23 protein-coding genes are annotated in these 22,133 nt (G+C 64.7%); 12 read left to right on the top strand and 11 right to left on the bottom strand.

Annotated elements, in window-relative coordinates; all coding sequences use genetic code 11:
* Nucleotides 1–14: 14 nt before the first annotated feature.
* From soxB to ACTIFF_RS14055, 8 genes are all read right to left on the bottom strand, one after another.
* Entirely contained in the window at nt 15–1,739 is a 1,725-nt protein-coding gene (gene soxB, locus ACTIFF_RS14090) for a thiosulfohydrolase SoxB (RefSeq protein ID WP_439537396.1), read from the bottom strand.
* Between the two features lie 7 nt (nt 1,740–1,746).
* Complete coding sequence (gene soxX, locus ACTIFF_RS14085; protein ID WP_439537395.1) at nt 1,747–2,385, bottom strand: sulfur oxidation c-type cytochrome SoxX; 639 nt, start codon at nt 2,383–2,385, stop codon at nt 1,747–1,749.
* 10 nt (nt 2,386–2,395) lie between these two features.
* Nucleotides 2,396–3,202, bottom strand: coding sequence for a sulfur oxidation c-type cytochrome SoxA (gene soxA, locus ACTIFF_RS14080; RefSeq protein WP_439537394.1), 807 nt, complete (start codon nt 3,200–3,202; stop codon nt 2,396–2,398).
* A 91-nt stretch (nt 3,203–3,293) separates the two neighbouring features.
* Nucleotides 3,294–3,605, bottom strand: a complete 312-nt coding sequence (gene soxZ, locus ACTIFF_RS14075) for a thiosulfate oxidation carrier complex protein SoxZ (RefSeq protein ID WP_439537393.1) — start codon at nt 3,603–3,605, stop codon at nt 3,294–3,296.
* Nucleotides 3,606–3,655: 50 nt separating this feature from the next.
* A complete protein-coding gene (soxY, locus tag ACTIFF_RS14070; protein WP_257081855.1) occupies nt 3,656–4,126 on the bottom strand; it encodes a thiosulfate oxidation carrier protein SoxY in 471 nt (156 codons plus the stop codon).
* Nucleotides 4,127–4,137: 11 nt separating this feature from the next.
* Nucleotides 4,138–5,166 carry a c-type cytochrome gene (locus ACTIFF_RS14065; protein WP_439537392.1) on the bottom strand — a complete coding sequence of 343 codons (1,029 nt, stop codon included), beginning with the start codon at nt 5,164–5,166 and terminating at the stop codon, nt 4,138–4,140.
* Nucleotides 5,150–6,481, bottom strand: coding sequence for a sulfite dehydrogenase (gene soxC / locus ACTIFF_RS14060; RefSeq protein WP_439537391.1), 1,332 nt, complete (start codon nt 6,479–6,481; stop codon nt 5,150–5,152). Before soxC ends, ACTIFF_RS14065 begins: the two co-directional genes overlap by 17 nt.
* Nucleotides 6,482–6,483: 2 nt before the next feature.
* Nucleotides 6,484–6,867 carry an ArsR/SmtB family transcription factor gene (locus ACTIFF_RS14055; protein WP_069038577.1) on the bottom strand — a complete coding sequence of 128 codons (384 nt, stop codon included), beginning with the start codon at nt 6,865–6,867 and terminating at the stop codon, nt 6,484–6,486.
* 197 nt (nt 6,868–7,064) lie between these two features.
* Between ACTIFF_RS14055 and ACTIFF_RS14050 the strand changes: the two genes are divergently transcribed.
* The 6 genes from ACTIFF_RS14050 (at nt 7,065) to ACTIFF_RS14025 (ending at nt 11,735) form a co-directional block, all read left to right on the top strand.
* Nucleotides 7,065–7,385: a c-type cytochrome gene (locus ACTIFF_RS14050; protein ID WP_069040535.1), complete on the top strand. Its 321-nt coding sequence runs from the start codon at nt 7,065–7,067 to the stop codon at nt 7,383–7,385.
* The gene (locus ACTIFF_RS14045) at nt 7,382–8,656 is read left to right on the top strand and encodes an FCSD flavin-binding domain-containing protein (RefSeq protein ID WP_439537390.1); all 1,275 of its coding nucleotides are present in this window, start codon (nt 7,382–7,384) and stop codon (nt 8,654–8,656) included. The genes ACTIFF_RS14050 and ACTIFF_RS14045 overlap by 4 nt, the downstream gene beginning before the upstream one ends.
* 245 nt (nt 8,657–8,901) lie before the next feature.
* Nucleotides 8,902–9,498, top strand: a complete 597-nt coding sequence (locus tag ACTIFF_RS14040) for an OmpW/AlkL family protein (RefSeq protein ID WP_439537389.1) — start codon at nt 8,902–8,904, stop codon at nt 9,496–9,498.
* A 15-nt stretch (nt 9,499–9,513) separates the two neighbouring features.
* On the top strand, nt 9,514–9,771 hold the full coding sequence (locus ACTIFF_RS14035) for a sulfurtransferase TusA family protein (protein WP_257094337.1): 258 nt from the start codon (nt 9,514–9,516) through the stop codon (nt 9,769–9,771).
* Between the two features lie 291 nt (nt 9,772–10,062).
* Entirely contained in the window at nt 10,063–11,196 is a 1,134-nt protein-coding gene (locus ACTIFF_RS14030) for an NAD(P)/FAD-dependent oxidoreductase (protein ID WP_439537388.1), read from the top strand.
* Nucleotides 11,193–11,735 (top strand): hypothetical protein, encoded by a 543-nt coding sequence (locus ACTIFF_RS14025; protein WP_439537387.1) that lies wholly within the window; start codon nt 11,193–11,195, stop codon nt 11,733–11,735. The genes ACTIFF_RS14030 and ACTIFF_RS14025 overlap by 4 nt, the downstream gene beginning before the upstream one ends.
* Before the next feature lie 2 nt (nt 11,736–11,737).
* On the opposite strand, the gene ACTIFF_RS14020 is transcribed toward ACTIFF_RS14025, so the two are convergent.
* From ACTIFF_RS14020 to ACTIFF_RS14010, 3 genes are all read right to left on the bottom strand, one after another.
* Nucleotides 11,738–12,343 (bottom strand): TetR/AcrR family transcriptional regulator, encoded by a 606-nt coding sequence (locus tag ACTIFF_RS14020; RefSeq protein ID WP_439537386.1) that lies wholly within the window; start codon nt 12,341–12,343, stop codon nt 11,738–11,740.
* A gap of 253 nt (nt 12,344–12,596) precedes the next feature.
* On the bottom strand, nt 12,597–13,319 hold the full coding sequence (locus tag ACTIFF_RS14015) for a response regulator transcription factor (protein ID WP_439537385.1): 723 nt from the start codon (nt 13,317–13,319) through the stop codon (nt 12,597–12,599).
* A complete protein-coding gene (locus ACTIFF_RS14010; protein ID WP_439537384.1) occupies nt 13,285–14,592 on the bottom strand; it encodes a two-component system sensor histidine kinase NtrB in 1,308 nt (435 codons plus the stop codon). The genes ACTIFF_RS14015 and ACTIFF_RS14010 overlap by 35 nt, the downstream gene beginning before the upstream one ends.
* Before the next feature lie 355 nt (nt 14,593–14,947).
* On the opposite strand from ACTIFF_RS14010, the gene ACTIFF_RS14005 reads away from it, so the two are divergent.
* The 6 genes from ACTIFF_RS14005 (at nt 14,948) to ACTIFF_RS13980 (ending at nt 22,110) form a co-directional block, all read left to right on the top strand.
* Nucleotides 14,948–16,279, top strand: a complete 1,332-nt coding sequence (locus ACTIFF_RS14005; RefSeq protein ID WP_439537383.1) for a selenium-binding protein SBP56-related protein — start codon at nt 14,948–14,950, stop codon at nt 16,277–16,279.
* Between the two features lie 14 nt (nt 16,280–16,293).
* Complete coding sequence (locus ACTIFF_RS14000; protein ID WP_439537382.1) at nt 16,294–16,995, top strand: SCO family protein; 702 nt, start codon at nt 16,294–16,296, stop codon at nt 16,993–16,995.
* Nucleotides 16,952–18,184: a cytochrome-c peroxidase gene (locus ACTIFF_RS13995; RefSeq protein ID WP_439537381.1), complete on the top strand. Its 1,233-nt coding sequence runs from the start codon at nt 16,952–16,954 to the stop codon at nt 18,182–18,184. The genes ACTIFF_RS14000 and ACTIFF_RS13995 overlap by 44 nt, the downstream gene beginning before the upstream one ends.
* 123 nt (nt 18,185–18,307) lie before the next feature.
* A complete protein-coding gene (dcd, locus tag ACTIFF_RS13990; protein ID WP_069038575.1) occupies nt 18,308–18,874 on the top strand; it encodes a dCTP deaminase in 567 nt (188 codons plus the stop codon).
* Nucleotides 18,875–19,029: 155 nt separating this feature from the next.
* Complete coding sequence (locus ACTIFF_RS13985) at nt 19,030–19,698, top strand: PEP-CTERM sorting domain-containing protein (RefSeq protein ID WP_439537380.1); 669 nt, start codon at nt 19,030–19,032, stop codon at nt 19,696–19,698.
* Between the two features lie 159 nt (nt 19,699–19,857).
* Nucleotides 19,858–22,110 (top strand): arginine/lysine/ornithine decarboxylase, encoded by a 2,253-nt coding sequence (locus ACTIFF_RS13980; RefSeq protein WP_257081865.1) that lies wholly within the window; start codon nt 19,858–19,860, stop codon nt 22,108–22,110.
* Nucleotides 22,111–22,133: the final 23 nt, after the last annotated feature.

Genomic DNA, 22,133 nt, shown 5'->3' with positions numbered 1-22,133 from the left:
GCAAAAGCGGCATGTCAGGCCATGCCCGGGTTGCCGGCCACACCCTGCAGTTCGGGCAGGTTCAGCTTGACCGGCTTGACGGTTTTCACGTCACGCAGATAGCGCGCCATCAGATCCCAGATCGGTTCGCCGCCGGCGTTCTTCGCTTCTTCGGACACCGGCGCCCAGCCCGCGACGCGATAGGTTTTCGACGCCTCGATCGGCTTGCCGCCGAGCGACATCGCAGTGATGCGGCTGCCCATCCGGGCTGTCGGGTCGCAGCGATACTGCAGCCCGCCGACGCGCACCATGTCGCCGCCCTGCTGATAGTAGGGGTCGGGATTGAACAGGTTGTCGCAGACGTCCTCGAGCACCGTCTTGATGAATTCGCCGGTCATCGGCGTCAGCGTCGTGTAGGGATAGGTGATGGCGGTCTGGTCGAGCAGGTTTTCCATCGTGATGGTGTCGCCCGGCAACAGGCTGGTACCCCAGCGGAAACCGGGCGAGAACGCGATCTCGGCGTCCTTCATCTTCATCAGGCCGTCGAGGATGAGCTGATCGAAGCTGCCGTTGAAATTGCCGCGGCGATACAGCAGGCCTTCGGTCACCGCGAGCTTTTCATTCAGCTTCGCTTCGTGCGGTGCACGCATCTTCGCGATCAGCGAGGCCATGTCGGCGTCCGGCTGGATCAGGTTGGAAAACACCGGCAGCAGGTGATAGCGGAAGTCCGACACCTTGCCGCCCTTGACGTCGAAATCGAGCACGCCGAGGAACTTGCCGTTCGAGCCTGCGTTGGTGACCAGGGTCTGGCCGCCGCCGTTCTTCACGATGACCGGGGCCGGCACGCCGTCGTGCGTGTGTCCGCCGAGGATGGCATCGACGCCGCGCACCCTGGAGGCCATCTTGATGTCGACATCCATGCCGTTGTGCGACAGCACGACCACCACCTGCGCGCCCTTGGCGCGCGCGGCATCGACGTGTTCCTGCAGGCTTTCATCGTTGATGCCGAAACTCCAGTCCGGCGTGAAGTAGCGCGGATTGGCGATCGGCGTATACGGGAAAGCCTGGCCGATGATGGCCACCGGCACGCCGTTGATCGGCTTGATGACGAAGGGCGGGAACACCGGGTCGCCGAAGTCGGTGGTTTTCACGTTCTGTGCGACAAAGTCGATCTTGCCGGCGAAGTCGCCATCGACGATCTGCTTCACCCGCTCCGCACCGTAGGTGAATTCCCAGTGACCGGTCATGACATCGACGCCGAGCAGCTTGCAGGCGTCGACCATGTCCTGCCCCCGGGTCCACAGCGACAGGCCGGAACCCTGCCAGGTGTCGCCGCCGTCGAGCAGCAGCGCGCCCGGCCGACTCGCCTTCATGCGCTTGACCAGCGTGGCGAGGTGGGCGAAGCCGCCGATCTTGCCGTAGGTTTTCGCCGCCTGCGAAAAGTCGAGGTAGGTGAAGGCGTGTGCCTGCGCACTGCCCGGCGCGATGCCGAACTGCTTCAGCAGCTTTTCGCCGACCAGATGCGGAGGCCGGCCCAGCATGTCGCCGATGCCCAGATTCACGTCCGGCTCGCGGAAGTGGATGGGCATCAGCTGCGCGTGGCAGTCGGTGAAATGCAGCAGGCTCACGTTGCCGAAGCGCGGCAGTTCGTACATCTGCCCGGCCGCGCTCGCAGCCTGGGCGAAGTTGCCATGCAGGGCCATGCCGCCGGCACTGGCGGCCGCCAGTATCTGCAGGAACTCGCGGCGGTTCATGCTCATCGCGCCATCACTCCGCGTTGACCGGCGATTTCGGATCGAGCAACAGGGCCACGATGTGGCGGATCTGCTTTTCGTCGAGGATGCCGTGCGTGCCGAAGCGGGGCATGTTGGTGCAGGCGCTGTAGGCGTTCGGATTCCAGATCTTGGCCCACACATACTTCTGCGTGGTTTCCGTGTTGCCGTGCACCTTGCCGTACTGGTACAGGCTGGGGCCGATGGTGCCGTAAGAAATTTCCTTCTTCGTGATGCGATGGCAGTTGTAGCAATTGCCGCCGTTGGCTTCGCCGGCCTTGTCGGTCCAGGTCAGGCCGCGACCGCTCTGTGCGATCTTTTCGCCTTCCTTCCAGTCGCCGATGTACTTGCCGTCGGATGGCCACTTCACCTCGGCGAGTGCCGCTGCCTGGAATCGTTCACGCAGGTCGTCGTCGAGGCTGTGCCCGAATTTCGAGCAGGCGACCATGACTTCGTCCTGCGTCAGGCGATCGGTCTTGACGATGCCCTGTTCGCGGAAGGATGCGGCCATGACCGCCGCGGCATCCTTGTCGTAATCGGCCGAGGTGACTTTAGATGCGCCGGTGCCGGCGCAGCCCGCGACGGTGGCCAGCACGGCAAGCGCGACAGCGCCCTGACGGATGCGGATGTTCATCGTGCTCTCCTTAACGCTTGATGGCCGGGGCGATGCTTTCGACCGTGCCGTTGGCGGTCACGCCCAGGTAGCTCGACAGGGCGACGGTCACGTCCGAGCCGTACATGGGGTACGGGAAACGCTGCTGGCGGAAGCAGTCGTTGAGTCGGCGCTGCATGCTCCACAGCTCGCCCGACGACACGCGGTAGGCCGGCCATGATCCGAAGCCGCGCGCGGCGTCCGGGCCCTTGGTCAGGTTGGGCAGGTCCTGCAGGCGGATGCGCTTGCCATCCTCGCCGTGGCAGGTGACGCAGCCGAAGTCATGCGTGCCGCCGCGGTAGTTGAAGGCGCGCTTGCCGATTTCGTACATGCGCTTCTCTTCCGGATGCGCCATCGGCAGGTTGAACTTCATGCCGCGCGATTCGGCCGATATCCACGCGACCAGCGCTTCGATGTTTTTCTGCTCACCCTTGCCGAACGGAGTCTTGGCCACCTCGTCGGCCGGAATGCCCTGCAGCGTTTCCATGCAGGTCAGCAGGCGGGACTCCAGATCCTGCACGCGGCCGGTATCGGCGAAATGGCGCGGCAGCGTGACGAATGCACCCTTGACGACCCCCGGCCCCTGGCCGAGGTCACACTTTTCGAGTGTGGCCTTCTTCGGGCCGCGTGCTTCCTTCCACAACTCCTCGCCGCGCATTTCCCACAATTCGGCCGGATTGCCCTCGGCCAGCGCCTCGCGATACTTGGCAATGCCCTCGGCGGTGGCGTCTGCCAGCACCGGCGTGGCAAACATGAGCGCGGACGCGGCAACGCAGGCAGCGTATGTGCTGTTCTTCATGATCTCTTCCTCCAGTCCTTGACGGGATGACCTGGCTGATGACGGGACCGGCCTGCTTCGGGTCGATCCTCGGTGCAACGAAGCGCGGGTTTCAGGCCACGACGACTTCGTCGGTGCGCTTGTCACCCTTGTTGTCCACCCAGCTCACGTTGACCTTGTCGCCCTTGGCGCCGCCGGCGAACTTGAATTGCAGATACGGGTTCTTCGATACCGCCGGGCCGAACTGGGCGGCCAGCACGACGCGGCCGTTGTGGGTGGCTGTCAGTTCGGTGATGTGATGGGCCGGCACCAGGGCGCCGGACGCGTCCTTGCGCTGACCGGTTTCCATGTCGTGGCTCATCAGGATCTTCACTTCGGTTTCATTGCCATTGCTGGCGGCGCGGATGCGCATCGGACCTGCCATGTCTTGCTCCTTGGGTTGTGCGTGGGATGTGAACGAATTGCCGACCGGTATCAGCCGCCGCAACCGCCCAGCGTCACCTTGATTTCCTTGGACACCATGTAGAAGCTGCCGCCTGCCTTGACCAGTGCGAACACGTTCGAGGTCTGGCCCATCTTCACGCGGGTGCTCACGTCGGCCATCGTGCCGGCGGGCAGCGTGAAGCTGGCAGCCAGCATGCTCGGATTCTTCTCGATCAGGATGGCGATGAATTCGGTGTCGGCGAGCGCGCTCTTGACGCCGACCGGCACCACCGCACCGTTTTCGGCGATGTCGGGGCCGCTGATCTGCACGTCCTTCGAATCGGCGGGCTTGCCGGCACCCAGCGCCTTGAGCGCTTCGTCCATCGCCTTGGCTTCGAACGCCGGCTTGTCCCATCCGGCAGCCTGCGCCTGTTGGGTCGTGATCAGGCCGGCGGCCACCAGCAGACCGAACAATCCGGCTGCGCTGCCGCTCTTCAGGACTTCCCTTCGCTGCGTGTTCATCCGTTTCCTCCTCAGTTTTCGGGCGAGCCCGACAATATCCATTTGATCAACGCAGCCGTGTCCGCGTCGCTGACATGCGCCTGGGGCGGCATTGCCACATCGCCCCACGTGCCGCTGCCACCTGCCTTGACACGGCCGATGAGCTGCGATTCTGCCCCCTTGTCGTCCTTGTAACGCTTCGCGATGTCGCGGAAGGACGGCCCGAGTATCTTGCTGGCGATGCCGTGACAACCACTGCAACCGCTCTTCTTCATCAATTCCATTGCAGGATGCGGTGCGGGCGCCGCCGCCCCGCCGCCGGCACCCTCGGTGGTCTGCTGCCCGCGTACTGCGCCGATCACCCGGTTCTGATCGGCAAGATTGCCGTGTGCATCGCGGGCGTAGTCCGGCAGGCTGGACCCCATCGTGATCTGCGTCTTGCAGTTCTTCATGCAGGCCACGTTCTTCACGTCAGGCTTGCCCTTGATGTCCCACATGCCATGTTTTGTCGTCATGCCGTTGCGGTTCGGCATGCGCTTCTGCACTTCGGCGATGTTCTTGTCCGACAGCGTGAAGTCTGCCGGCACGATTTCACCCAGATGAAGCAGGTAGGCGAGCACGGCGTATACCTCGTCCGGGCTCAGCGACTTCGGTGCATTCCACGGCATGGCGCGGTTGATGTAGTCCCACAGCGTCGACAGCGTCGGTACCTTCATCAGTGTGCTGCGCTGCGGGGCGTCATGCCGGATGTAGGCGCCGACGCGGCCGGTTTCAATGTCTTCCTTCGTCGTGCCGCCGACCAGCGGGGTGAATACCTCGTTGCTTTCACCGAAACTGCCATGACAGGCCGTACATTTTGCCTCCCACAGTTCGATGCCCTGATCCACCGAGCCCTTGCCAGGTGGCAGGCCCTTGAAGTCGGGACGCACATCGATGTCCCATGCCTTGACTTCGGACGGGGTGGCCGCACGGCCGACACCCGGAAAGCTGCTGTTCGCCGAGGCGCCAGCCGCGGCCGCAATCAGGCAGCCCGCGAGGAGAAGTTCAGAAAACCTGGACATTGCTCACGTCTCCGCTGTCTGCCAGTTTCCAGGACTGGATGGCGTTGTTGTGATAAATCGACCGCGTGCCGCGCACCGCGCGCAACTGCGCGTAGGTCGGTTGCACATAACCGGTCTCGTCGATCGCGCGCGACTGCAGGATCGCAGGGCTGCCATCCCACACCCAGTCGATGTTGAAGCGGGTCAGCGCCTTCGACAGCACCGGCGTTTCAAGCCGCGCGGTGCGCCAGTTACGGCCGCCATCGACCGATACATCGACCCGCTTCACCTTGCCGCGGCCCGACCAGGCGAGGCCGGTGATGTTGTGGAAGCCCTTGTCGAGCAGCGTCTGGCCGCCCGACGGCGTCGTGATGACCGATTTGCACTCCTGGAGCGAGGTGTATTGGCGGTGCGTGCCGTCGGGCATCAGGTCGATGTAGTGCACCGCCTCGTCCTTGGTCGCCCACGGCTGATCGCCGACTTCGATGCGGCGCAGCCACTTGACCCACGACACGCCCTGGACGCCGGGTACCACAAGACGCAGCGGATAGCCGTTCTCGGGGCGCAGCATTTCGCCGTTCTGGCCCCAGGCCACCAGTACGTCGTCCAGCGCGCGGTCGAGGGATACCGTGCGGGTCATGCTCGACCCGTCAGCCCCTTCGGCCAGCACGAACTTCGCGCGCTTGCGATCGATGCCACAATCGTCGAGCAGCACGGACAGCGGTACGCCGGTGAACTCCGAACAGGACAGCATTCCGTGGGAGTACTGCACCGTCGGCACTGCCACATTGCCCCATTCCATGCCGGTATTGGCGCCACATTCGATGAAGTGGATGCGCGACACCGACGGCAGGCGCATCAGGTCGTCCATCGTGTAGACGCGGGCTTCCTTCACCAGGCCGTTGATCATCAGCCGGTGACGCGCCGGGTCGATATCGTGCCAGCCCTGGTGGTGGCGTTCGAAATGCAGGCCGGACGGCGTGATGATGCCGAACAGGCCCTGCAGCGGCGAAAACGAGACCGACGAGCCGGCCACGCGGGTCAGTCCGGGGCTTTCGCGGCGGCGCAAGCCGGCCTCGAACTGTGACGGCGCGCCGTACGGGCGTTCGGCGACCGGACGACCGAGTGTCGTGCTGTGTTCGGGCAGCGTCAGAATGGCTGGGTCTCCATCGGCGGCCCGTGCGACGGACGTCCCGGCCAAGGCCATACTGGCGCTGGCGAAGGCCGTGCGCAGGAAGTCGCGACGCCCGGCAGACACTTCACGTATCTGCTCCGGCGACAGAAAGCCTTCCGGTGCGCGCTGTATGCGTCCGGGGCGTGGGGTGATCTGGGACATGCTTACTCCTGTTCGGACGCGAGTTCGAGCGACTTGCCCACCTTCTTCAGCGATGCCTTGCTGGGTCGGTGCGGCATGTTCAGCGAGTTGCCGGAGGCAATCTGGATGCAGACGGTGCGGCAGATCGACGGAAAATTCGGGTCGATGAGCTTGTAGAACACCATGGCGCCGTCCTTGCGCCGGCCGACGATGCCGGCGCGGTACAACATGTTGAGGTGACGGGAGGTGTTGGTCTGGCTCAGACCGGACTGATCCACGACGTCGGCAACCGAACGTTCGCCATCGCACAGGCAGTGCAGGATCTTCAGTCTTGCGGGTTCGGCCAGCAGTCCGAAGTAATCGGCCACCGACTCAAAAACCTTGTCCAGCTCGGGATCGTAATCCACAGCTGCTCCTCGTCTTGTCCTTGTTGAAATCAAACATATGCGCAATTGCGCATATGGTCAAGAATAAATTTATTATTTTTTCTACTTGAGACGCGACGCGTTTTTGTCTAGCGTGTCGTTAGCTCGCAAGGTTCTTCACGGCAGATGTGGAACAGGCGTGCCCGGATTAACACAAAGATTCCACGGAGGAGAACATTTTGAAAAAGAAACTGGCGGGCACGGCGCTGCTGTGGCTTGGCCTCTCAATGGCCTGTGCACAGGCCGCGGATCCGAACCTCGGACGCAATCTTGCAGCCACTTGCGCCAATTGCCACGGCACCGACGGCAACAGCGCCGGCGGCATTCCGGGACTTGCGGGCATGTCGAAAGCCAAGATGCTCGGCCTGATCAACGAATTCCGCAGCGGCGCCAAACCGGCGACGATCATGCATCAGTTGTCCAAGGGCTATACCGACAGCCAGCTTGACCTCATTGCGGACTACTTCGCGTCGCGCACACCGGTGGGAGGTGCCAAATGACCGCCGCACGTCGTGGATTCATCAAGGGCACGCTGGGCCTTTCGGCCATGGCGGCACTGTATGGCTGTGCCGGCGCCGGGAAGGGCGCCAAGGGCCATGTCGTCGTGGTCGGTGGAGGCTACGGCGGGGCGACCGCCGCGAAGTACATTTCGATGTGGAGTGAAGGTGGCATTCGCGTAACGCTGGTCGAGCGCAACGCGGCGTTCGTGTCCTGCCCGATCTCCAATCTGGTGCTGGCGGGCGAAAAGCAGTTGTCGGACATCACAGTCGGCTACGAAGGTCTGGCGAAGTACGGCATCACCGTGGTGCAGGACGAAGTAACTGCGGTTGACGCCGAAAAGCGCATGATCAGGCTGGCACGCGGCGGCGACCTCGCCTATGACCGGCTGGTGCTGTCGCCCGGTGTCGAATTCATGTACGAGTCGCTGCCCGGCATGGCATCGGCAGCGGCGAAGGAAAACATCCTGCACGCGTGGAAGGCGGGTCCGCAGACGGTTGCACTGCGCAAGCAGCTCGAAGCGATGCCCGACGGCGGTGTGTTTGCGATGACCATCCCGAAGGCGCCTTACCGCTGCCCGCCCGGACCGTACGAGCGCGCCTGCATGGTCGCCCATTACCTGAAGCAGGCGAAGCCGAAATCCAAGGTGCTGGTGCTGGACGCCAACGAGGACATCGTGTCGAAGAAGGGCTTGTTCACGAAGGCCTGGGCCGACAGCTACAAGGGCATGGTCGAGTATCGGCCGCAGAGCGAGTTGCGCGATGTCGATGCCGGCAACCGCACCGCCATCCTCGAGTTCGACCATGTCAAGGCGAGCGTGCTCAACGTCGTGCCGCCGCAGCGCGCGGGCGACATCGCCGCCAAGTCCGGTCTGAAGCTGATCAACAACCGATGGGTCGACATCAACTGGCTGACGATGGAGTCCACCAGCACGCCGAACATCCACGTGCTGGGCGACGCCATCTTTCCGGCGCCGACGATGCCCAAGTCCGGTCACATGGCCAATCAGCACGCCAAGGTCGCGGCGGCTGCCATCATCAACCTGATGTCCGGACAGCCGCCGTCCGACGCGCCGCTGGTGATGAACACCTGTTACAGCTTCGTCGATGCGACGAATGTGGTGCACGTGGCATCCGTGCATCCGTACGATGCGGCGACCAAACAGCCCCAGCCGGTCAAGGGCGCGGGCGGTTTGTCGGCAGCCCCGACCGAGATGGAAGGCAAGTACGCACTTGCCTGGGCGCGCAACATCTGGGCCGACATGCTGACCTGATCGCGCGTTTTTCCCGTCCGGGGCGGCTCTCCGACGAGGAGAGCCGCCCTTTTTCATGTCCGCGCGTCGGCCCCGACCCCGCTACTGACCGGGTAGAAACCCTCGACGCCGGGCGTGCTCATCCGGATTTCCCCCGCCCTCCTCGCCGCGTAGAACTGTCGTTGTCATGTGATGAGCCTGCAGCGGCGCACGCACGACGGACAACAAGGCAGTCATGCCCACAACAAGGACAAGGAGGAAGAAGGATGAGCCGTGTACTCAAGCGGACGGCCGCGGTCATTGCACTGGCACTGCCGGTGGCGGTGCAGGCGGCGGCGGGTGACTGGGAGCTCAGTCTTGGACTGATGTCGGTCAACGCGGACATGGATTCGCCGGCGCTTGGTGTCGACGCATCGGACCGGGTGACGCCGGTGATCAATGCAAGCTATTTCCTGACCCGTCAGATCGCGCTGAATACCGCTGCCGGCATTGCGCGTCACCGCTTCAGCATCGGTGGCGCCACACTCGGCCGGGCTTCGATGGCGCCACTGAACCTGGTGGCGCAGTGGCATTTCCTGCCTGAAGGGCGCTTCCGTCCCTATGTCGGTGTCGGCGTCCATCACACGTTGTTCTTCGACCAGGAAGGACCGGTCTTCGACCAGCTCGCCCGCTTCAAGTCCGATACCGGCCTCGTGCTGCAGGCGGGTGTCAGCTGGTCGGTGTCGGAGCGCTATTTCATCAACCTGGACTACAAGAAGTTCTATCTGGAAACCGACGTGCGCTTCTCCGGAGCGCCCGCCCGTGTGGAACGCATCGGTCTCGATCCCGACGTGTTCAGTGTTGCTCTCGGCATGCGCTTTTGAGCGGCGCCGGCGGCCATGCGGGATGACCCTCCAGTGCCTGATGGCGTGGCCGTCGTCGTCGATGCGCGGGGCAGCCATTGCCCGGGCGCACTGATGGAACTGATCGTGGCCCTCAAGCACGCGCGGCGCGGGGAGTTCCTGCTGGTGCTGGCGGACGACCCGGGTTCGGCGCGGGAGATTCCCGAGTGGCTGGCCAAGGTGGGGCAGCGTCACGTGTCCACCCGCAGCGAACAGGGGGTTCTGCACATCATGGTCGAGAAGACGCGTGGCTAGGGTCTGTTGCCATTGGATCGCGGGCCGCGCGCGAATCCCGATGCGTCCGGATCAAGGTGGGCCGACGCCGGCTGACTGGCCGTCAGGCCAGGAGGCCCAACGCGGAGCGGGGCGCATCGGGGCTTGCGCCCTTCGGGTTGGCAGCGCGCGAGGCACGGGCCGCGTCGCGCTCCTTGTCGAGACGGCCAGTCTCGACTTCGTCGCACGCCTTGCCCGTGCCTCGCGCGCTGCAAACGCGGTTCGCGATCCAATGGCAACAGACCCTAGGGCAATGCCGGAGGAGCGGACTGCATGCGCATCATGATCGTCGGCGCCGGTATCGGTGGCACGATACTGGCCAACAGGCTGGCAAGGCTGCTGGCACCGGAGCTGCAGCGCGGCGAGGTGGATGTGGTGGCGCTCTCCGCGTCCCCAAGACATCTCTACCAGCCCGGCCTGCTGCATCTCGCACTCGGACAGACCACGGTGGATGCGTTGCATCGCGACCAGCGCACGCTGCTCGACCCGCGCATCGCGCTGCTGATCGACGAGGTGGTCGCTTTTGCGCCGGACTCGAAGCAGGTGCGCGGTGCCAGCGGCAATGCCTACAGCTATGACTGGCTGGTCATCGCCACCGGCTCGCGGGTAACGCCGGAAGAGGTGCCGGGCCTGGCAGAGCATGCGCATGGCTTCTACACGGAAGCGGCGGCACTCCGGCTGGCACAGGCACTGCAGGAATTCGACGGCGGTCGCGTCGTGGTGACCACCGGAGTCCCTCACAAATGTCCGATGGCGCCGCTGGAACTGACCTTCCTGCTGCAGGACCTGTTCGTGCGACGGGGTATAGCGCCGCGCGTCGACCTGCTCTACACCTATCCGATCGGCCGCCTGCATTCGATCGAGGCAGTGGCCGAGTGGGCGCGCATCGAGTTCGCCCGCCGCGGCATACGCAGTGCGACCTATTTCAACATCGCGTCGGTCGATGGTGCCACGCGCACGGTGCATAGCGAGGAGGGGCTGAGCGTTGACTACGATCTGCTGATCGCCATTCCGCCGCATCGCGGCGCCGAGGCGATCGAACGCAGCGGGCTGGGGCCGCGCGGCTGGGTGCCGACGCATCGGCGGCTGCTCACCATGCAGGGGCGCGACGACGTGTTCGTGCTCGGTGACACCACCAATCTGCCGGTGAGCAAGGCGGGCTCGACGGCACGTTTCCAGGCCGAGGTGATCGCCGCGAACCTGGCCTCCCGCGTACGCGGTGGCGGCGATATCCATGGCTATGACGGCAAGGTGCTGTGCTTCATCGAAACCAGCCGTGACCGCGCCACCTACGCCGCCTTCAACTACGCGGAGCCGCCGCGCCCGCGCGCGCCCAGTCGCGCGATGCACATGGCGAAAACCTTCTATCACCGTCTCTACTGGTCATCGCTGAGAGGTTTTCCGTGACGGCCCGCGAAGAGGACTGGCGTGCGCTCCAGGACTGGTGCGAACGGGCCGGACTGACCGAGGCGCCGTGCGTGCTGGCGGATATGGCACGGAGCGGCACGCTGGACCGCCTGGTCGCCGACGCGATCCGCGTCTGGCAGCAGCATGATGAGCGGCGTACCGGCGCCTGCGCGCCGGCCGCGACGCAGGGTGACGGCCTGCAGCGGGTGTTCGAACTGCTGGAGGATGGCTTCACGCCCGACATGGTGTCCGACGCTGCCGATCTGGCGGGCGGTGCACTGCGCCTGCTGCATCTGCTGAACAGTCCGGGCGTGGTCCGTCTGCTCGACCGTCTTGAGCGCGCGGCATCGCGCGACGACGGACTGGAGTGCTCGGCTCTGCTGACGCTGCTTCAGGCCCTGAACGACGGGTCGGCTCGCGCCGCCGGCACTGCGTCGTCCGGTGGAACGGCTTCGCTGTTCCGCCTGCTGACGCGACCGGACACTCAGGATGCGCTGCACTGGCTGGCCGCGGTGGCGCGCAGTGCGCGCGGCGGCTGAACTCAGCGCCCGCCGAGCCCGAGCGCGGCTTCGGCGTACGACCGGAACTGCGCCAGCGCCCGCGCGATCGCCACGGCAGGGTCGCGGATGCGGCCCATCACCAGCGCGCCCTCGATCACCACGAGCAGGTGCTCGGCCAGATCCTCGGCACGCATCGGAGGTGGCGTGTCCAGCAGCGCGATGATCTGCGCGAACTGCGCGCAGGCGCCCTCCATCCAGCGCTCCAGCGCCGCGGCGCAGGCCCGCCGCAGCGGGGAGGACGAATCGGACGACTCGTAGGCGAGGATGGCGAACAGGCAGCCGTCGCGAAAGCGCGCGTCTTCGCCGTACATGTCGCCGAGCAGCTCGAGGTAGGCGTGCAGCTGGCTGCGTGCGCTGCGCTTGCGCAGAGGCAGATGGGCCTGCATGCGCAGCCGGCCCTCCTGTTCGAAATGGTCGAGCAGGGCCAGACCGAACCCTTCCTTGTCGCTGAAGTGATGGAAGAAGGCGCCCTTCGTCATCTGCGACAGCGTGCAGATCTCATCCACTGACGTCGCCGAGAAGCCCTTGCGCATGACCAGGTCACGGGCGGTGTCGAGCAGTTCGTTCTTGCGTGAAGGGCGGCTCATGCTGGCGGCGCAGAGGGAGGGGACTGCCGCTTTCTAGCACGAGGCGCGACCGCGTGGCGGTCTCGGTGACATGGCGCACGCGCCGCAGAAGGTTCCCCTTCTTCCCGGTCGAGATGCAACGCCACGCGGGGGCGGCGCGGCGCGGCGCGCGATGCGGTCGACTGGCAGGTACGGGCTTGCGCGCACTGGAGCCACGACTCTTGTGCCCGCGACCGGTGCGGAGCGCCGGTCGCTCGGTCGCAGGGTGTCGCCACTATGGCCGAGCGGCACGGGGGGCGGAAATCCGGTCGATTCCCTGTTCCGCGAAGGGGTTTGCCGCGCGGCTGTGCGGCACGCTCGTGCCGGTGCTGATCCAGCCGGAGTCCGGCGACTGGATGCACAGCGACTGCTTCACCAGTTCGGTCAGTGATCGGGCCGCCATCTTTTCCATCACATGCGCGCGGTGCGCCTCTACTGTCTTGCTCGACAGGCCGAGCATCTGTGCGATCACCTTGTTCGGCCGGCCTTCGACCACCAGATCCATCACCTCGCGCTCGCGTGGCGTCAGGCTGGCGTAGCGGTCGAGCAGCGCCGCGCGGGCGCTGCGGCAACGACGCGTTTCGCTGTTGGCCCCGATGGCCTGCTGCACGCGGTCGAGCAGGGTCTGGTCGTCGAAGGGCTTCTCCAGGAAGTCGAAGGCGCCGGTCTTGATCGCCTTCACCGCATTGGCCACGCCACCGTGACCAGTGATGAAGATGATGGGCAGTCCGACGTCGCGATCGCGCAGCCGCTGCTGCAATTCCAGACCGCTCATGCCCGGCATGCGCACATCGAGCACCAGACAGCCCCACGGATTGGCGTCCATCGCGGCGATGAAGTCGAGCGCGTTGCGGTAGGTCCGGACGCGAAGCCCGATCGACTCTAGCAACCAGGACAGCGACGACGACACCGCGTCGTCGTCGTCAACCACGTAGACCGTCGGTTCGGTTCCGTCCATGCAATGTCTCCCCCGTTTGCAGCGCGAACCGGAAGGTCGCGCCGTCGTTGTTGTTCCGTGCGAGCCAGAGTTGTCCGCCGTGTGCTTCGATGATGGAGCGGCTGATCGGCAGACCCATGCCCATGCCTTCGTCCTTGCTGGTGAAGAAGGGCTGGAAGATGCGCGTGGGGTCGGCGCCGTCGATGCCGGGCCCGGAGTCGGCAATGTCCACGAAGACGTAGCCGTCGTGTCCGTGCCCGGTGGACACGCGGATCTCCCGGCACGGGGATGCGGCGGTCGTCATCGCTTCGATGGCGTTGCGCATCAGGTTCAGCAGCACCTGCTCCACCTCGATGCGCGATCCGCGCGCCGTCGGCAGATCGCCGGCTGGCGAGAACAGGATGCTCACGCCGTGCACACGCGCTTCCGAGCCGATCAGCGCGCTGGTGGCCTGCACGATGTCGTTCAGATCAAGCGCGGTGAGCGCCGGTTCGCGCTTGCCGAGGAAGGTGCGCAGATTGCGGATGATGCCGGCGGCACGCTCCGCCTGCGTGCACACGTGTTCGAGCGATTCGAGCACCTCGGGTGTGGCGGCGGCTTGAGCGCGCAGGCGACGCAGCGATCCGCGCGTGTAATTCACGATGGCAGCCAGCGGCTGGTTCAGCTCGTGCGCCAGGTTGGTCGCCATCTCGCCCATGGTGCAGGTGCGTACCACGTGGGCGAGCGCGGAAAGGTGCTGCCGGTCCTGTTCCTCGGCGGCGCGCCGCTCGGTCATGTCGCGGGTGACACCGAGCAGCGCGATGATGTGGCCATGTTCGTCGCGCAACGGTGCCGCACTGGTTTCCATCCAGCGCAGACGCCCCTGCAGGCTGGTCAGGCGGAATTCCAGCCGCCCGCTCTCGCCGCGGAACACCCGCTCGGTCAGTTCGATATAGGGCTGGCGATGCTCTTCGGCGATGAAGGAGAAGATGGAGCGACCGATCACCTGATCCGTCGAGCACGCATCCATCATGGCAAGACCGGCCGGGTTCATTTCCAGCACGTTGCCGTCGCAGGTATGCAGCTTCACGCATTCCGGCTCGGATTCGAGCAGCAGACGCAGCCGCTGCTCGCTCGACGTCAGGCGCGCCTCGGCCTCGCCATGCGCCGCCACCAGCGTATCGCGCTCCGATTGCAGGGTGCGGATCGTCTGCGCCGCCTGCGCCAGTCGCTGCCGGTGCGTGCGCAGCGCCCATATCGATGAGCTCGCCATCGCGAGTACGGCGAGCAGACCGATGCCGGTCAGCGCATTCATGCCTGATGCACCTTGCGTTCGACGCCGGCTAAGGGAAATCCCTCGGCTGCGCCGGAGTTCGTCCGGATGGCGGCGCTGCCGGGCCGGCGGTAGTGTTGAAGCCATTCCGGAGCACATACGCTGGCCGGCGAGTCGGAAGGCATGTCGGAACGATGAACGGCAGTCTTCACGATGGCTGATCCAGTGCTCCGGGCTGCTGCGTCGCAGCGAAAAGAATGGAGGCGCCAATGCCTCCGCGTTACGACTATAAACATACCAAACGGTACGTCAACGGGTTTGCATGCGCAGCCCCGCGGCGGTGTCGGACCGCTCCCGCTGCGGCCGGCACGACCGACAACAGAGGAAGGAAATCCTGATGAGCAAGCTCAAAGCCACCGCCCTTGCGTTCGCCCTGATTGCTTCGTTCGGCGGCACGCTGCCGGTGCAGGCTGACGAAACCTGCAATTCGCCCTATACGACGAAGCTGATCAAGGGGCAGGAAGATTTCGTCCACGTGTGGACGCTGGGCGTGAAGGGCATGGGTGACGAGTCGGACAAGCTGGTCACGGTGGACGTGAATCCGAAGTCGAAGGACTACGGCAAGGTGGTCCATTCGCTGACCGTCGGCGGTCGCGGCGAGGCGCACCACACGGGCTTCACCGATGATCGCCGTTTCCTGTGGGCAGGCCGGCTCGACGACAACCGCATCTTCGTGTTCGACATCGGCACCGACCCGGCGAAGCCGAAGCTGGTGCACACCATTTCCGACTTCACGCAGAAGACCGGCTATGTCGGCCCGCACACCTTCTACGCGCTGCCCGGCCGGATGATGGTTCAGGCCCTGTCCAACGACAAGGATCACGGCGGTCGCACCGGGCTGGTCGTCTACAACAACAAGGGAGAGTTCGTCGAGAAGTACGACATGCCCACTGGACAGCATGGCGACGTGATGGCCGACGGTTACGGCTACGACATCGGCATCAATCCGCAGAAGAATGCGCTGCTCACGTCCAGCTTCACCGGCTGGAACAACTACATGATGGACTTCGGCAAGATGGTGAAGGATGCCGATGCGATGAAGCACTTCGGCAACACCATGGTCATGTGGGACCTGAAGTCGATGAAGCCGCAGAAGGTGATGAATGTTCCCGGCGCGCCGCTGGAAATCCGCTGGTCGCTGAAGAACGGCGACAACTGGGCCTACACGGCCACCGCGCTCACCTCGAAGCTGGTGCTGATCAAGCAGGACGCGAAGGGCGAGTGGCAGGCGAAGGAGGTCGGTACGGTGGGTGACCCGTCCAAGGTGCCGCTGCCGGTCGATATTTCGATCACCGCCGATGCAAGGGGACTGTGGGTGAACACCTTCCTTGACGGCACGGCACGCTACTTCGACATTTCCAATCCCGAGGCACCGAAGGAGGTCTACCAGAAGGTGATCGGTTCGCAGGTGAACATGGTGAGCCAGAGCTGGGACGGCAAGCGGGTCTATTTCACCACCAGCCTGCTCGGCAACTGGGACAAGAAAAGGGGCGACGACCAGCAGTTCCTGAAGCTCTTTCACTGGGACGGCAAGGCGCTCAGCGAGAAGTTCTCGATCGACTTCTACGCGCTCAAGCTTGGCCGTGCGCATCACATGAAGTTCTCGGCAAAGCCGGCGAACACCGCTGCGCTGAAGGAGCGCATCGCCGAACTCGCCTCAACCCGCTGAGTCGAGGCAGGCATATGCCGATCTTCCGCCGCGTTCGGACGGCGGCGACGGCGCTGGCGCTGGGCGCCCTGCTGGCCGGTGGCTCGCAGGGCGCATCCAACGCCGAACTCGCGCCCAGCACGCCGCATCAGGATTTCGTCGCGCCCGCCGCGGGTACGTACCGGTTGCCGCCGATACAGCGCTCGCCCAATGGGCGGGTGGTGGACATCGACGGCCGTACCTACGGGCTCGCCCGCTATACGCGGGAGCGCATCACGCTGCTGTCCTTCATTTACACCTACTGCGTGGACCCGGTGGGCTGTCCGCTCGCCCACGCGACGCTGACGCAGTTGCGCGAGCGCCTGCTGCGTCGTCCCGACATGGCGCGCCAGGTCAGACTGGTCAGCCTGTCCTTCGATCCGTCGCACGACGATGCGGCATCGATGCGCATGTACGCCGGAGCGCTGGCCGATCCGAAGAGCCCGGTGCGCTGGCACTTCCTCACCACACGCTCGGTCGCCGATCTGAAACCCATCCTCGACGACCTCGGTCAGGATGTGTCGGTCGAGCTGGACGCCCAGGGGCGGCCGACTCGGGTGCTCAACCACATGCTCAAGCTCTTCCTGATCGATCGCGACGGCCGGGTCCGCGAGATCTACACGACTGCCTTTCTGATGCCTGAGGTCATGTTCAATGACATCGAAACACTTCTTCTCGAAACGTCGCGTGCGCCTTGAACGTGTGCTGGCGCTGGCGCTGGCGCTCGCGCTGACTGGCTGTACCGGCGAGGGGGCGCATGATCCGGCCGCAGCGGCAGTCAGTGTGCCGCTGGGTCTGCCCGTCATGCCGCACCCTCCGGACAACCCGCCCACGGCGGCGCGCATCGAACTGGGGCGCAAGCTCTTCTTCGATCGCCGGCTGTCGTTCAACGGCACCATGTCGTGCGGCATGTGCCACGTGCCCGACCACGGCTTCACCGCCAACGAGCTGCGCATGGCGATCGGCAACGAGGGCGCGACGGTAAGACGCAACGCCCCCACGGTGCTCAACGTGGGCTACCACCCGCGCCTGTTCCACGACGGCCGCGAAGGCGAACTTGAAGCCCAGGTGTGGGGGCCGTTCCTTGCGCACAACGAAATGGCCAACCCGTCGATCGGCCACGTACTGGACAAGCTGCGCACGCTGCCCGACTACCAGGGCGCGTTCCAGCGCGCTTTCGACGGCCGGGGGCCGACGGTCGAGACGGTGGGCCAGGCCGTGGCCAGCTACCAGCGATCGCTGGTGTCGGCCAATTCCCGCTTCGATCGCTACCGCTACGGCGGCGACGAGACGGCGCTCACGGCTCAGGAACGACGCGGGCTGGAAGTGTTCGCAGGCAAGGGACGCTGCACCACCTGTCATGCGATGGGCGAGCAGTCCGCGTTGTTCTCCGATTTCCGCTACCACAACACCGGCATCGGCTGGTTGCGCGGCTTGCCGCAGCCGCTGGTCGAGGTCCAGTTGGTGCCCGGATTGCAGACGACGATGACGGCCGAGCGCATCGATTCGATAGGCGAAAAGTTGCCGAACGACGTCGGCCGCTTCGAAATCACGCTGGACCCGGGCGACCGCTGGGCCTACAAGACACCGATGCTGCGCAACGTGGCGTTGACCGCGCCCTATATGCACGACGGCTCGCTATCGACGCTCGAAGCGGTGGTGGCGTTCTACGACCGCGGTGGGGGTGGCGCGCCGGATCAGAGCCCGCTGATCGTTCCGCTGCATCTGGGCGACGACGAAAAGGCCGCACTGGTCGCCTTCCTGAGGGCGCTGACCGGCGAACACCAGCGCTGGGTGGACGAGGGGCTACGCCAATCGACCTTCATGACCACGCTGAACCCGATCACCGAGTCCGGCTCCGCAGTGCCGGCCCCGCACGGGCATTGAGCGGCGGCGGCCACGCGCGATCCGTCGGGGCGAGGCAGCGCGTGCTTTTCTGCGCCGAACTTGCAACAATCGCGGTCTTTCGTGGCGCCCGGGCGCCCGCTTACGCATGCCGAGGTTACGCAGATGAGCATCAAATCCGATCGCTGGATACGCCGCATGGCCGAGGAACACCGGATGATCGAGCCGTTCGAGGCGGGCCAGGTGCGCGAGGTCGATGGTCGGCGCATCGTGTCCTACGGCACGTCGAGCTACGGCTACGACGTGCGCTGCGCGGCCGAATTCAAGGTGTTCACGAACATCAACTCGACCATCGTCGATCCGAAGACCTTCGATCCGAATTCCTTCGTCGAAATGAACAGCGAGTCCTGCATCATCCCGCCGAATTCCTTCGCGCTGGCGCGCACGGTCGAGTACTTTCGCGTGCCGCGCAACGTGCTGGTGGTATGTCTCGGCAAAAGCACGTATGCGCGTTGCGGCATCATCGTGAATGTGACGCCGCTCGAACCCGAATGGGAAGGTCACGTCACGCTCGAGTTCTCGAACACCACGCCGCTGCCGGCACGCATCTACGCCAACGAAGGCGTGGCGCAGATGCTGTTCTTCGAGTCCGACGAGCCCTGCGAAACCTCGTATCGCGACCGCGGTGGCAAGTATCAGGGGCAGACCGGCGTCACGCTGCCCAAGATCTGACGCGGTTTCCGTGCGCGAATGCACGCTTTCCGCTTGCATTCGCCCGCGAATCGATACCAAGCGTTACACGGCGCTGCGACGTGACTTTATGAACAGTCCGCGCTGACGGCCCCCCCTAGACTCCGCTCACTTTCACGAATCACTGCGGAGCCGTCATGTTCAGGAATCTTCTTCTCGCTTCAGGTCTTGCCATCGCCTCGACGGGCGCCTTTGCCTCGCTCGACGTGCCCTGGATCGACGGCCTCGAAAACACCGGTACCGGCTTCGACGCCGGCCAGACCGATACCCGCTACAGCTTCACCGCCCTCGCCGGCACGGCGACCGGCACCGACGGCTACGGCGTCGTGACCACCGGTTCGGGCTTTCCTTTCGGTTCCTGGCTCGCCAACAACTGGGATTCGGTCTGGCTGACGCCGTCGGCCAACGCCGCGCAAAGCTACGATCCGTCGACCGCCGGCCTGTACAAGTGGTCGATCAGCTTCGATCTCACCGGCTATGACCCGGCAGCGTCTGCATTTTCCGGCCGCTGGGCGTCGGACAACAGCGGTTATGTCGTTTTCAATGGCAACACCATTTCCACCGGCTCGTCCTTCAGCAGCTGGACCTCGTTTGCAGCCAGCACCGGCTTCGTTGCCGGCGTGAATACGATCGATTTCTTCGTCACCAACGGCGCGCAGGGCAGCGGCAATCCGACCGGTGTGCGCGTCGAATTCCTTGACAGCTACACGTCGGTCGCTGCGCCGGTGCCGGAACCGGCGTCCTACGCGATGATTCTCGCCGGTCTTCTGGTCGTTGGCGCCGTCGCCCGCCGCCGCCTCGGCTGACCGCATCCCGCGCATCTGCAGCATTTCCTCCGGGCCGCCCAGTGCGGCCCGGATTGTTTTGAGACTTCGAACTGATACCATCGCGCGCTCAAGATTGCAGGTTCTCTGCAACCCGGAGCGCCGTGCCAGGGCGCTCCTGCCATCACACAGGTTGACGCCATGCGCTTCGAGTTTCCGATCATCATCATCGACGAGGACTTCCGTTCCGAGAACGCGTCCGGTCTGGGCATCCGTGCGCTGGCCGAAGCGATCGAGAAGGAAGGTCTGACGATACTGGGGGTCACCAGTTACGGTGACCTGACCTCGTTCGCGCAGCAGCAGAGCCGGGCATCCACCTTCATCCTGTCGATCGACGACGAGGAGTTCGGTGGCGGCAGCGCGGCGGAAATCCAGGCCGTGCTGCAGAACCTGCGCGAATTCGTGGCGGAAATCCGCCGCCGCAATGCCGACATCCCGATCTTCCTGTACGGCGAGACGCGCACCACGCGCCACATCACGAACGACATCCTGCGCGAGCTCCATGGCTTCATCCACATGTTCGAGGACACGCCGGAATTCGTCGCGCGTTACATCGTGCGCGAAGCACGTGCCTATCTCGATTCGCTGCCGCCGCCGTTCTTCCGTGCGCTGGTGCACTACGCGCAGGACGGTTCCTACTCCTGGCACTGCCCGGGCCACTCCGGCGGCGTCGCCTTCCTGAAAAGCCCGGTCGGGCGCATGTTTCATCAGTTCTTCGGCGAGAACATGCTGCGTGCCGACGTGTGCAACGCGGTCGAGGAACTGGGTCAGCTGCTCGACCATACCGGCCCGGTGGCCGCGTCGGAGCGCAACGCGGCCCGCATCTTCCACGCCGATCACCTGTTCTTCGTCACCAATGGCACGTCGACGTCGAACAAGATGGTGTGGCATTCGACCGTGGCGCAGGACGACATCGTGGTGGTCGATCGCAACTGCCACAAGTCCATCCTGCACTCCATCATCATGACCGGCGCGATTCCGGTCTTCCTGACGCCGACGCGCAATCACTACGGCATCATCGGCCCGATCCCGCTGTCCGAATTCAGTCCGGACGTGATCCGTGCCAAGATCGAGGCCAATCCTTTCGCGCGCAAGGTGTCGAACAAGAAGCCGCGCATCCTGACCATCACGCAGTCGACCTACGACGGCATCCTGTACAACGTGGAAGCCATCAAGGACGTGCTCGACGGCGAGATCGACACGCTGCATTTCGATGAGGCCTGGCTGCCGCACGCGTCCTTCCACGATTTCTACGGCGACTACCACGCCATTGGCGAAGGCCGGCCGCGCTGCAAGGATTCGATGATCTTTTCCACGCAGTCGACGCACAAGCTGCTGGCCGGCCTGTCGCAGGCGTCGCAGATCCTGGTGCAGGATTCGCAGACCCGCTCGCTTGATCGCGACGTGTTCAACGAGGCTTACCTGATGCACACCTCCACCAGCCCGCAGTACGCGATCATCGCGTCGTGCGACGTGGCGGCCGCGATGATGGAGCCGCCGGGCGGTACCGCGCTGGTCGAGGAGTCACTGGCCGAAGCGGTCGAGTTCCGCCGCGCGATGCGCAAGGTCGGCGCGGAATTCGGCGCCGACTGGTGGTTCAAGGTGTGGGGCCCGGAACATCTGGCAGAAGAGGGGCTCGGGACCCGCGAAGACTGGACGTTGCGCGCCGGCGAGCGCTGGCATGGCTTCGGCGATCTGGCCGAAGGCTTCAACCTGCTCGATCCGATCAAGGCGACGGTCATCACGCCGGGTCTGGACGTCGATGGTGACTTTGCCGACTGGGGCATCCCTGCCGGTATGCTGACGCGCTATCTGGCCGAACACGGCATCATCGTCGAGAAGACCGGCCTGTACAGTTTCTTCATCATGTTCACCATCGGCATCACCAAGGGCCGCTGGAACACGCTGGTGACCGAACTGCAGCAGTTCAAGGATGACTACGACAACAACGAACCGCTGTGGAAGGTGATGCCCGAGTTCGTGGCCGCGCATTCGCGCTACGAACGCGTGGGGTTGCGCGACCTGTGCGTGCGCATCCACGAAATGTACAAGAAGCACGACATCGCGCGCCTGACCACGGAAATGTATCTGTCGCCGATGGAACCGGCGATGAAGCCGGCCGAGGCTTGGGCACGCATGGCGCACCGCGAGATCGACCGTGTGCCGATCGACGACCTCGAAGGCCGCATCACCAGCGTGCTGCTGACGCCCTATCCGCCGGGCATTCCGCTGCTGATCCCGGGCGAGCGCTTCAATCGCACCATCGTCAATTACCTGCGCTTTGCACGCGAATTCAACCGGGCCTTCCCGGGCTTCGAAACCGATATCCACGGTCTGGTCGGCGACGGCGAGGGCGAAACGATCAACTACCTGGTCGATTGCGTACGCGACTGACCGTCCGGGCCGTCGGCGAAGCA

It is taken from the genome of Methyloversatilis sp., assembly GCF_051861465.1.
Classification (GTDB): domain Bacteria; phylum Pseudomonadota; class Gammaproteobacteria; order Burkholderiales; family Rhodocyclaceae; genus Methyloversatilis.
Note: the sequence above shows the minus strand (reverse complement) of the source record. Positions and strands in the feature narration are given on the sequence as shown.

What these genes read in the sequence shown, in the direction of transcription:
- soxB (WP_439537396.1), bottom strand. Translation starts at nt 1,739, where the DNA reads ATGAGCATGAACCGCCGCGAGTTCCTGCAGATACTGGCGGCCGCCAGT.
- soxX (WP_439537395.1), bottom strand. Translation starts at nt 2,385, where the DNA reads ATGAACATCCGCATCCGTCAGGGCGCTGTCGCGCTTGCCGTGCTGGCC.
- soxA (WP_439537394.1), bottom strand. Translation starts at nt 3,202, where the DNA reads ATGAAGAACAGCACATACGCTGCCTGCGTTGCCGCGTCCGCGCTCATG.
- soxZ (WP_439537393.1), bottom strand. Translation starts at nt 3,605, where the DNA reads ATGGCAGGTCCGATGCGCATCCGCGCCGCCAGCAATGGCAATGAAACC.
- soxY (WP_257081855.1), bottom strand. Translation starts at nt 4,126, where the DNA reads ATGAACACGCAGCGAAGGGAAGTCCTGAAGAGCGGCAGCGCAGCCGGA.
- ACTIFF_RS14065 (WP_439537392.1), bottom strand. Translation starts at nt 5,166, where the DNA reads ATGTCCAGGTTTTCTGAACTTCTCCTCGCGGGCTGCCTGATTGCGGCC.
- soxC (WP_439537391.1), bottom strand. Translation starts at nt 6,481, where the DNA reads ATGTCCCAGATCACCCCACGCCCCGGACGCATACAGCGCGCACCGGAA.
- ACTIFF_RS14045 (WP_439537390.1), top strand. Translation starts at nt 7,382, where the DNA reads ATGACCGCCGCACGTCGTGGATTCATCAAGGGCACGCTGGGCCTTTCG.
- ACTIFF_RS14040 (WP_439537389.1), top strand. Translation starts at nt 8,902, where the DNA reads ATGAGCCGTGTACTCAAGCGGACGGCCGCGGTCATTGCACTGGCACTG.
- ACTIFF_RS14035 (WP_257094337.1), top strand. Translation starts at nt 9,514, where the DNA reads ATGCGGGATGACCCTCCAGTGCCTGATGGCGTGGCCGTCGTCGTCGAT.
- ACTIFF_RS14030 (WP_439537388.1), top strand. Translation starts at nt 10,063, where the DNA reads ATGCGCATCATGATCGTCGGCGCCGGTATCGGTGGCACGATACTGGCC.
- ACTIFF_RS14020 (WP_439537386.1), bottom strand. Translation starts at nt 12,343, where the DNA reads ATGAGCCGCCCTTCACGCAAGAACGAACTGCTCGACACCGCCCGTGAC.
- ACTIFF_RS14015 (WP_439537385.1), bottom strand. Translation starts at nt 13,319, where the DNA reads ATGGACGGAACCGAACCGACGGTCTACGTGGTTGACGACGACGACGCG.
- ACTIFF_RS14010 (WP_439537384.1), bottom strand. Translation starts at nt 14,592, where the DNA reads ATGAATGCGCTGACCGGCATCGGTCTGCTCGCCGTACTCGCGATGGCG.
- ACTIFF_RS14005 (WP_439537383.1), top strand. Translation starts at nt 14,948, where the DNA reads ATGAGCAAGCTCAAAGCCACCGCCCTTGCGTTCGCCCTGATTGCTTCG.
- ACTIFF_RS14000 (WP_439537382.1), top strand. Translation starts at nt 16,294, where the DNA reads ATGCCGATCTTCCGCCGCGTTCGGACGGCGGCGACGGCGCTGGCGCTG.
- ACTIFF_RS13995 (WP_439537381.1), top strand. Translation starts at nt 16,952, where the DNA reads ATGACATCGAAACACTTCTTCTCGAAACGTCGCGTGCGCCTTGAACGT.
- dcd (WP_069038575.1), top strand. Translation starts at nt 18,308, where the DNA reads ATGAGCATCAAATCCGATCGCTGGATACGCCGCATGGCCGAGGAACAC.
- ACTIFF_RS13985 (WP_439537380.1), top strand. Translation starts at nt 19,030, where the DNA reads ATGTTCAGGAATCTTCTTCTCGCTTCAGGTCTTGCCATCGCCTCGACG.
- ACTIFF_RS13980 (WP_257081865.1), top strand. Translation starts at nt 19,858, where the DNA reads ATGCGCTTCGAGTTTCCGATCATCATCATCGACGAGGACTTCCGTTCC.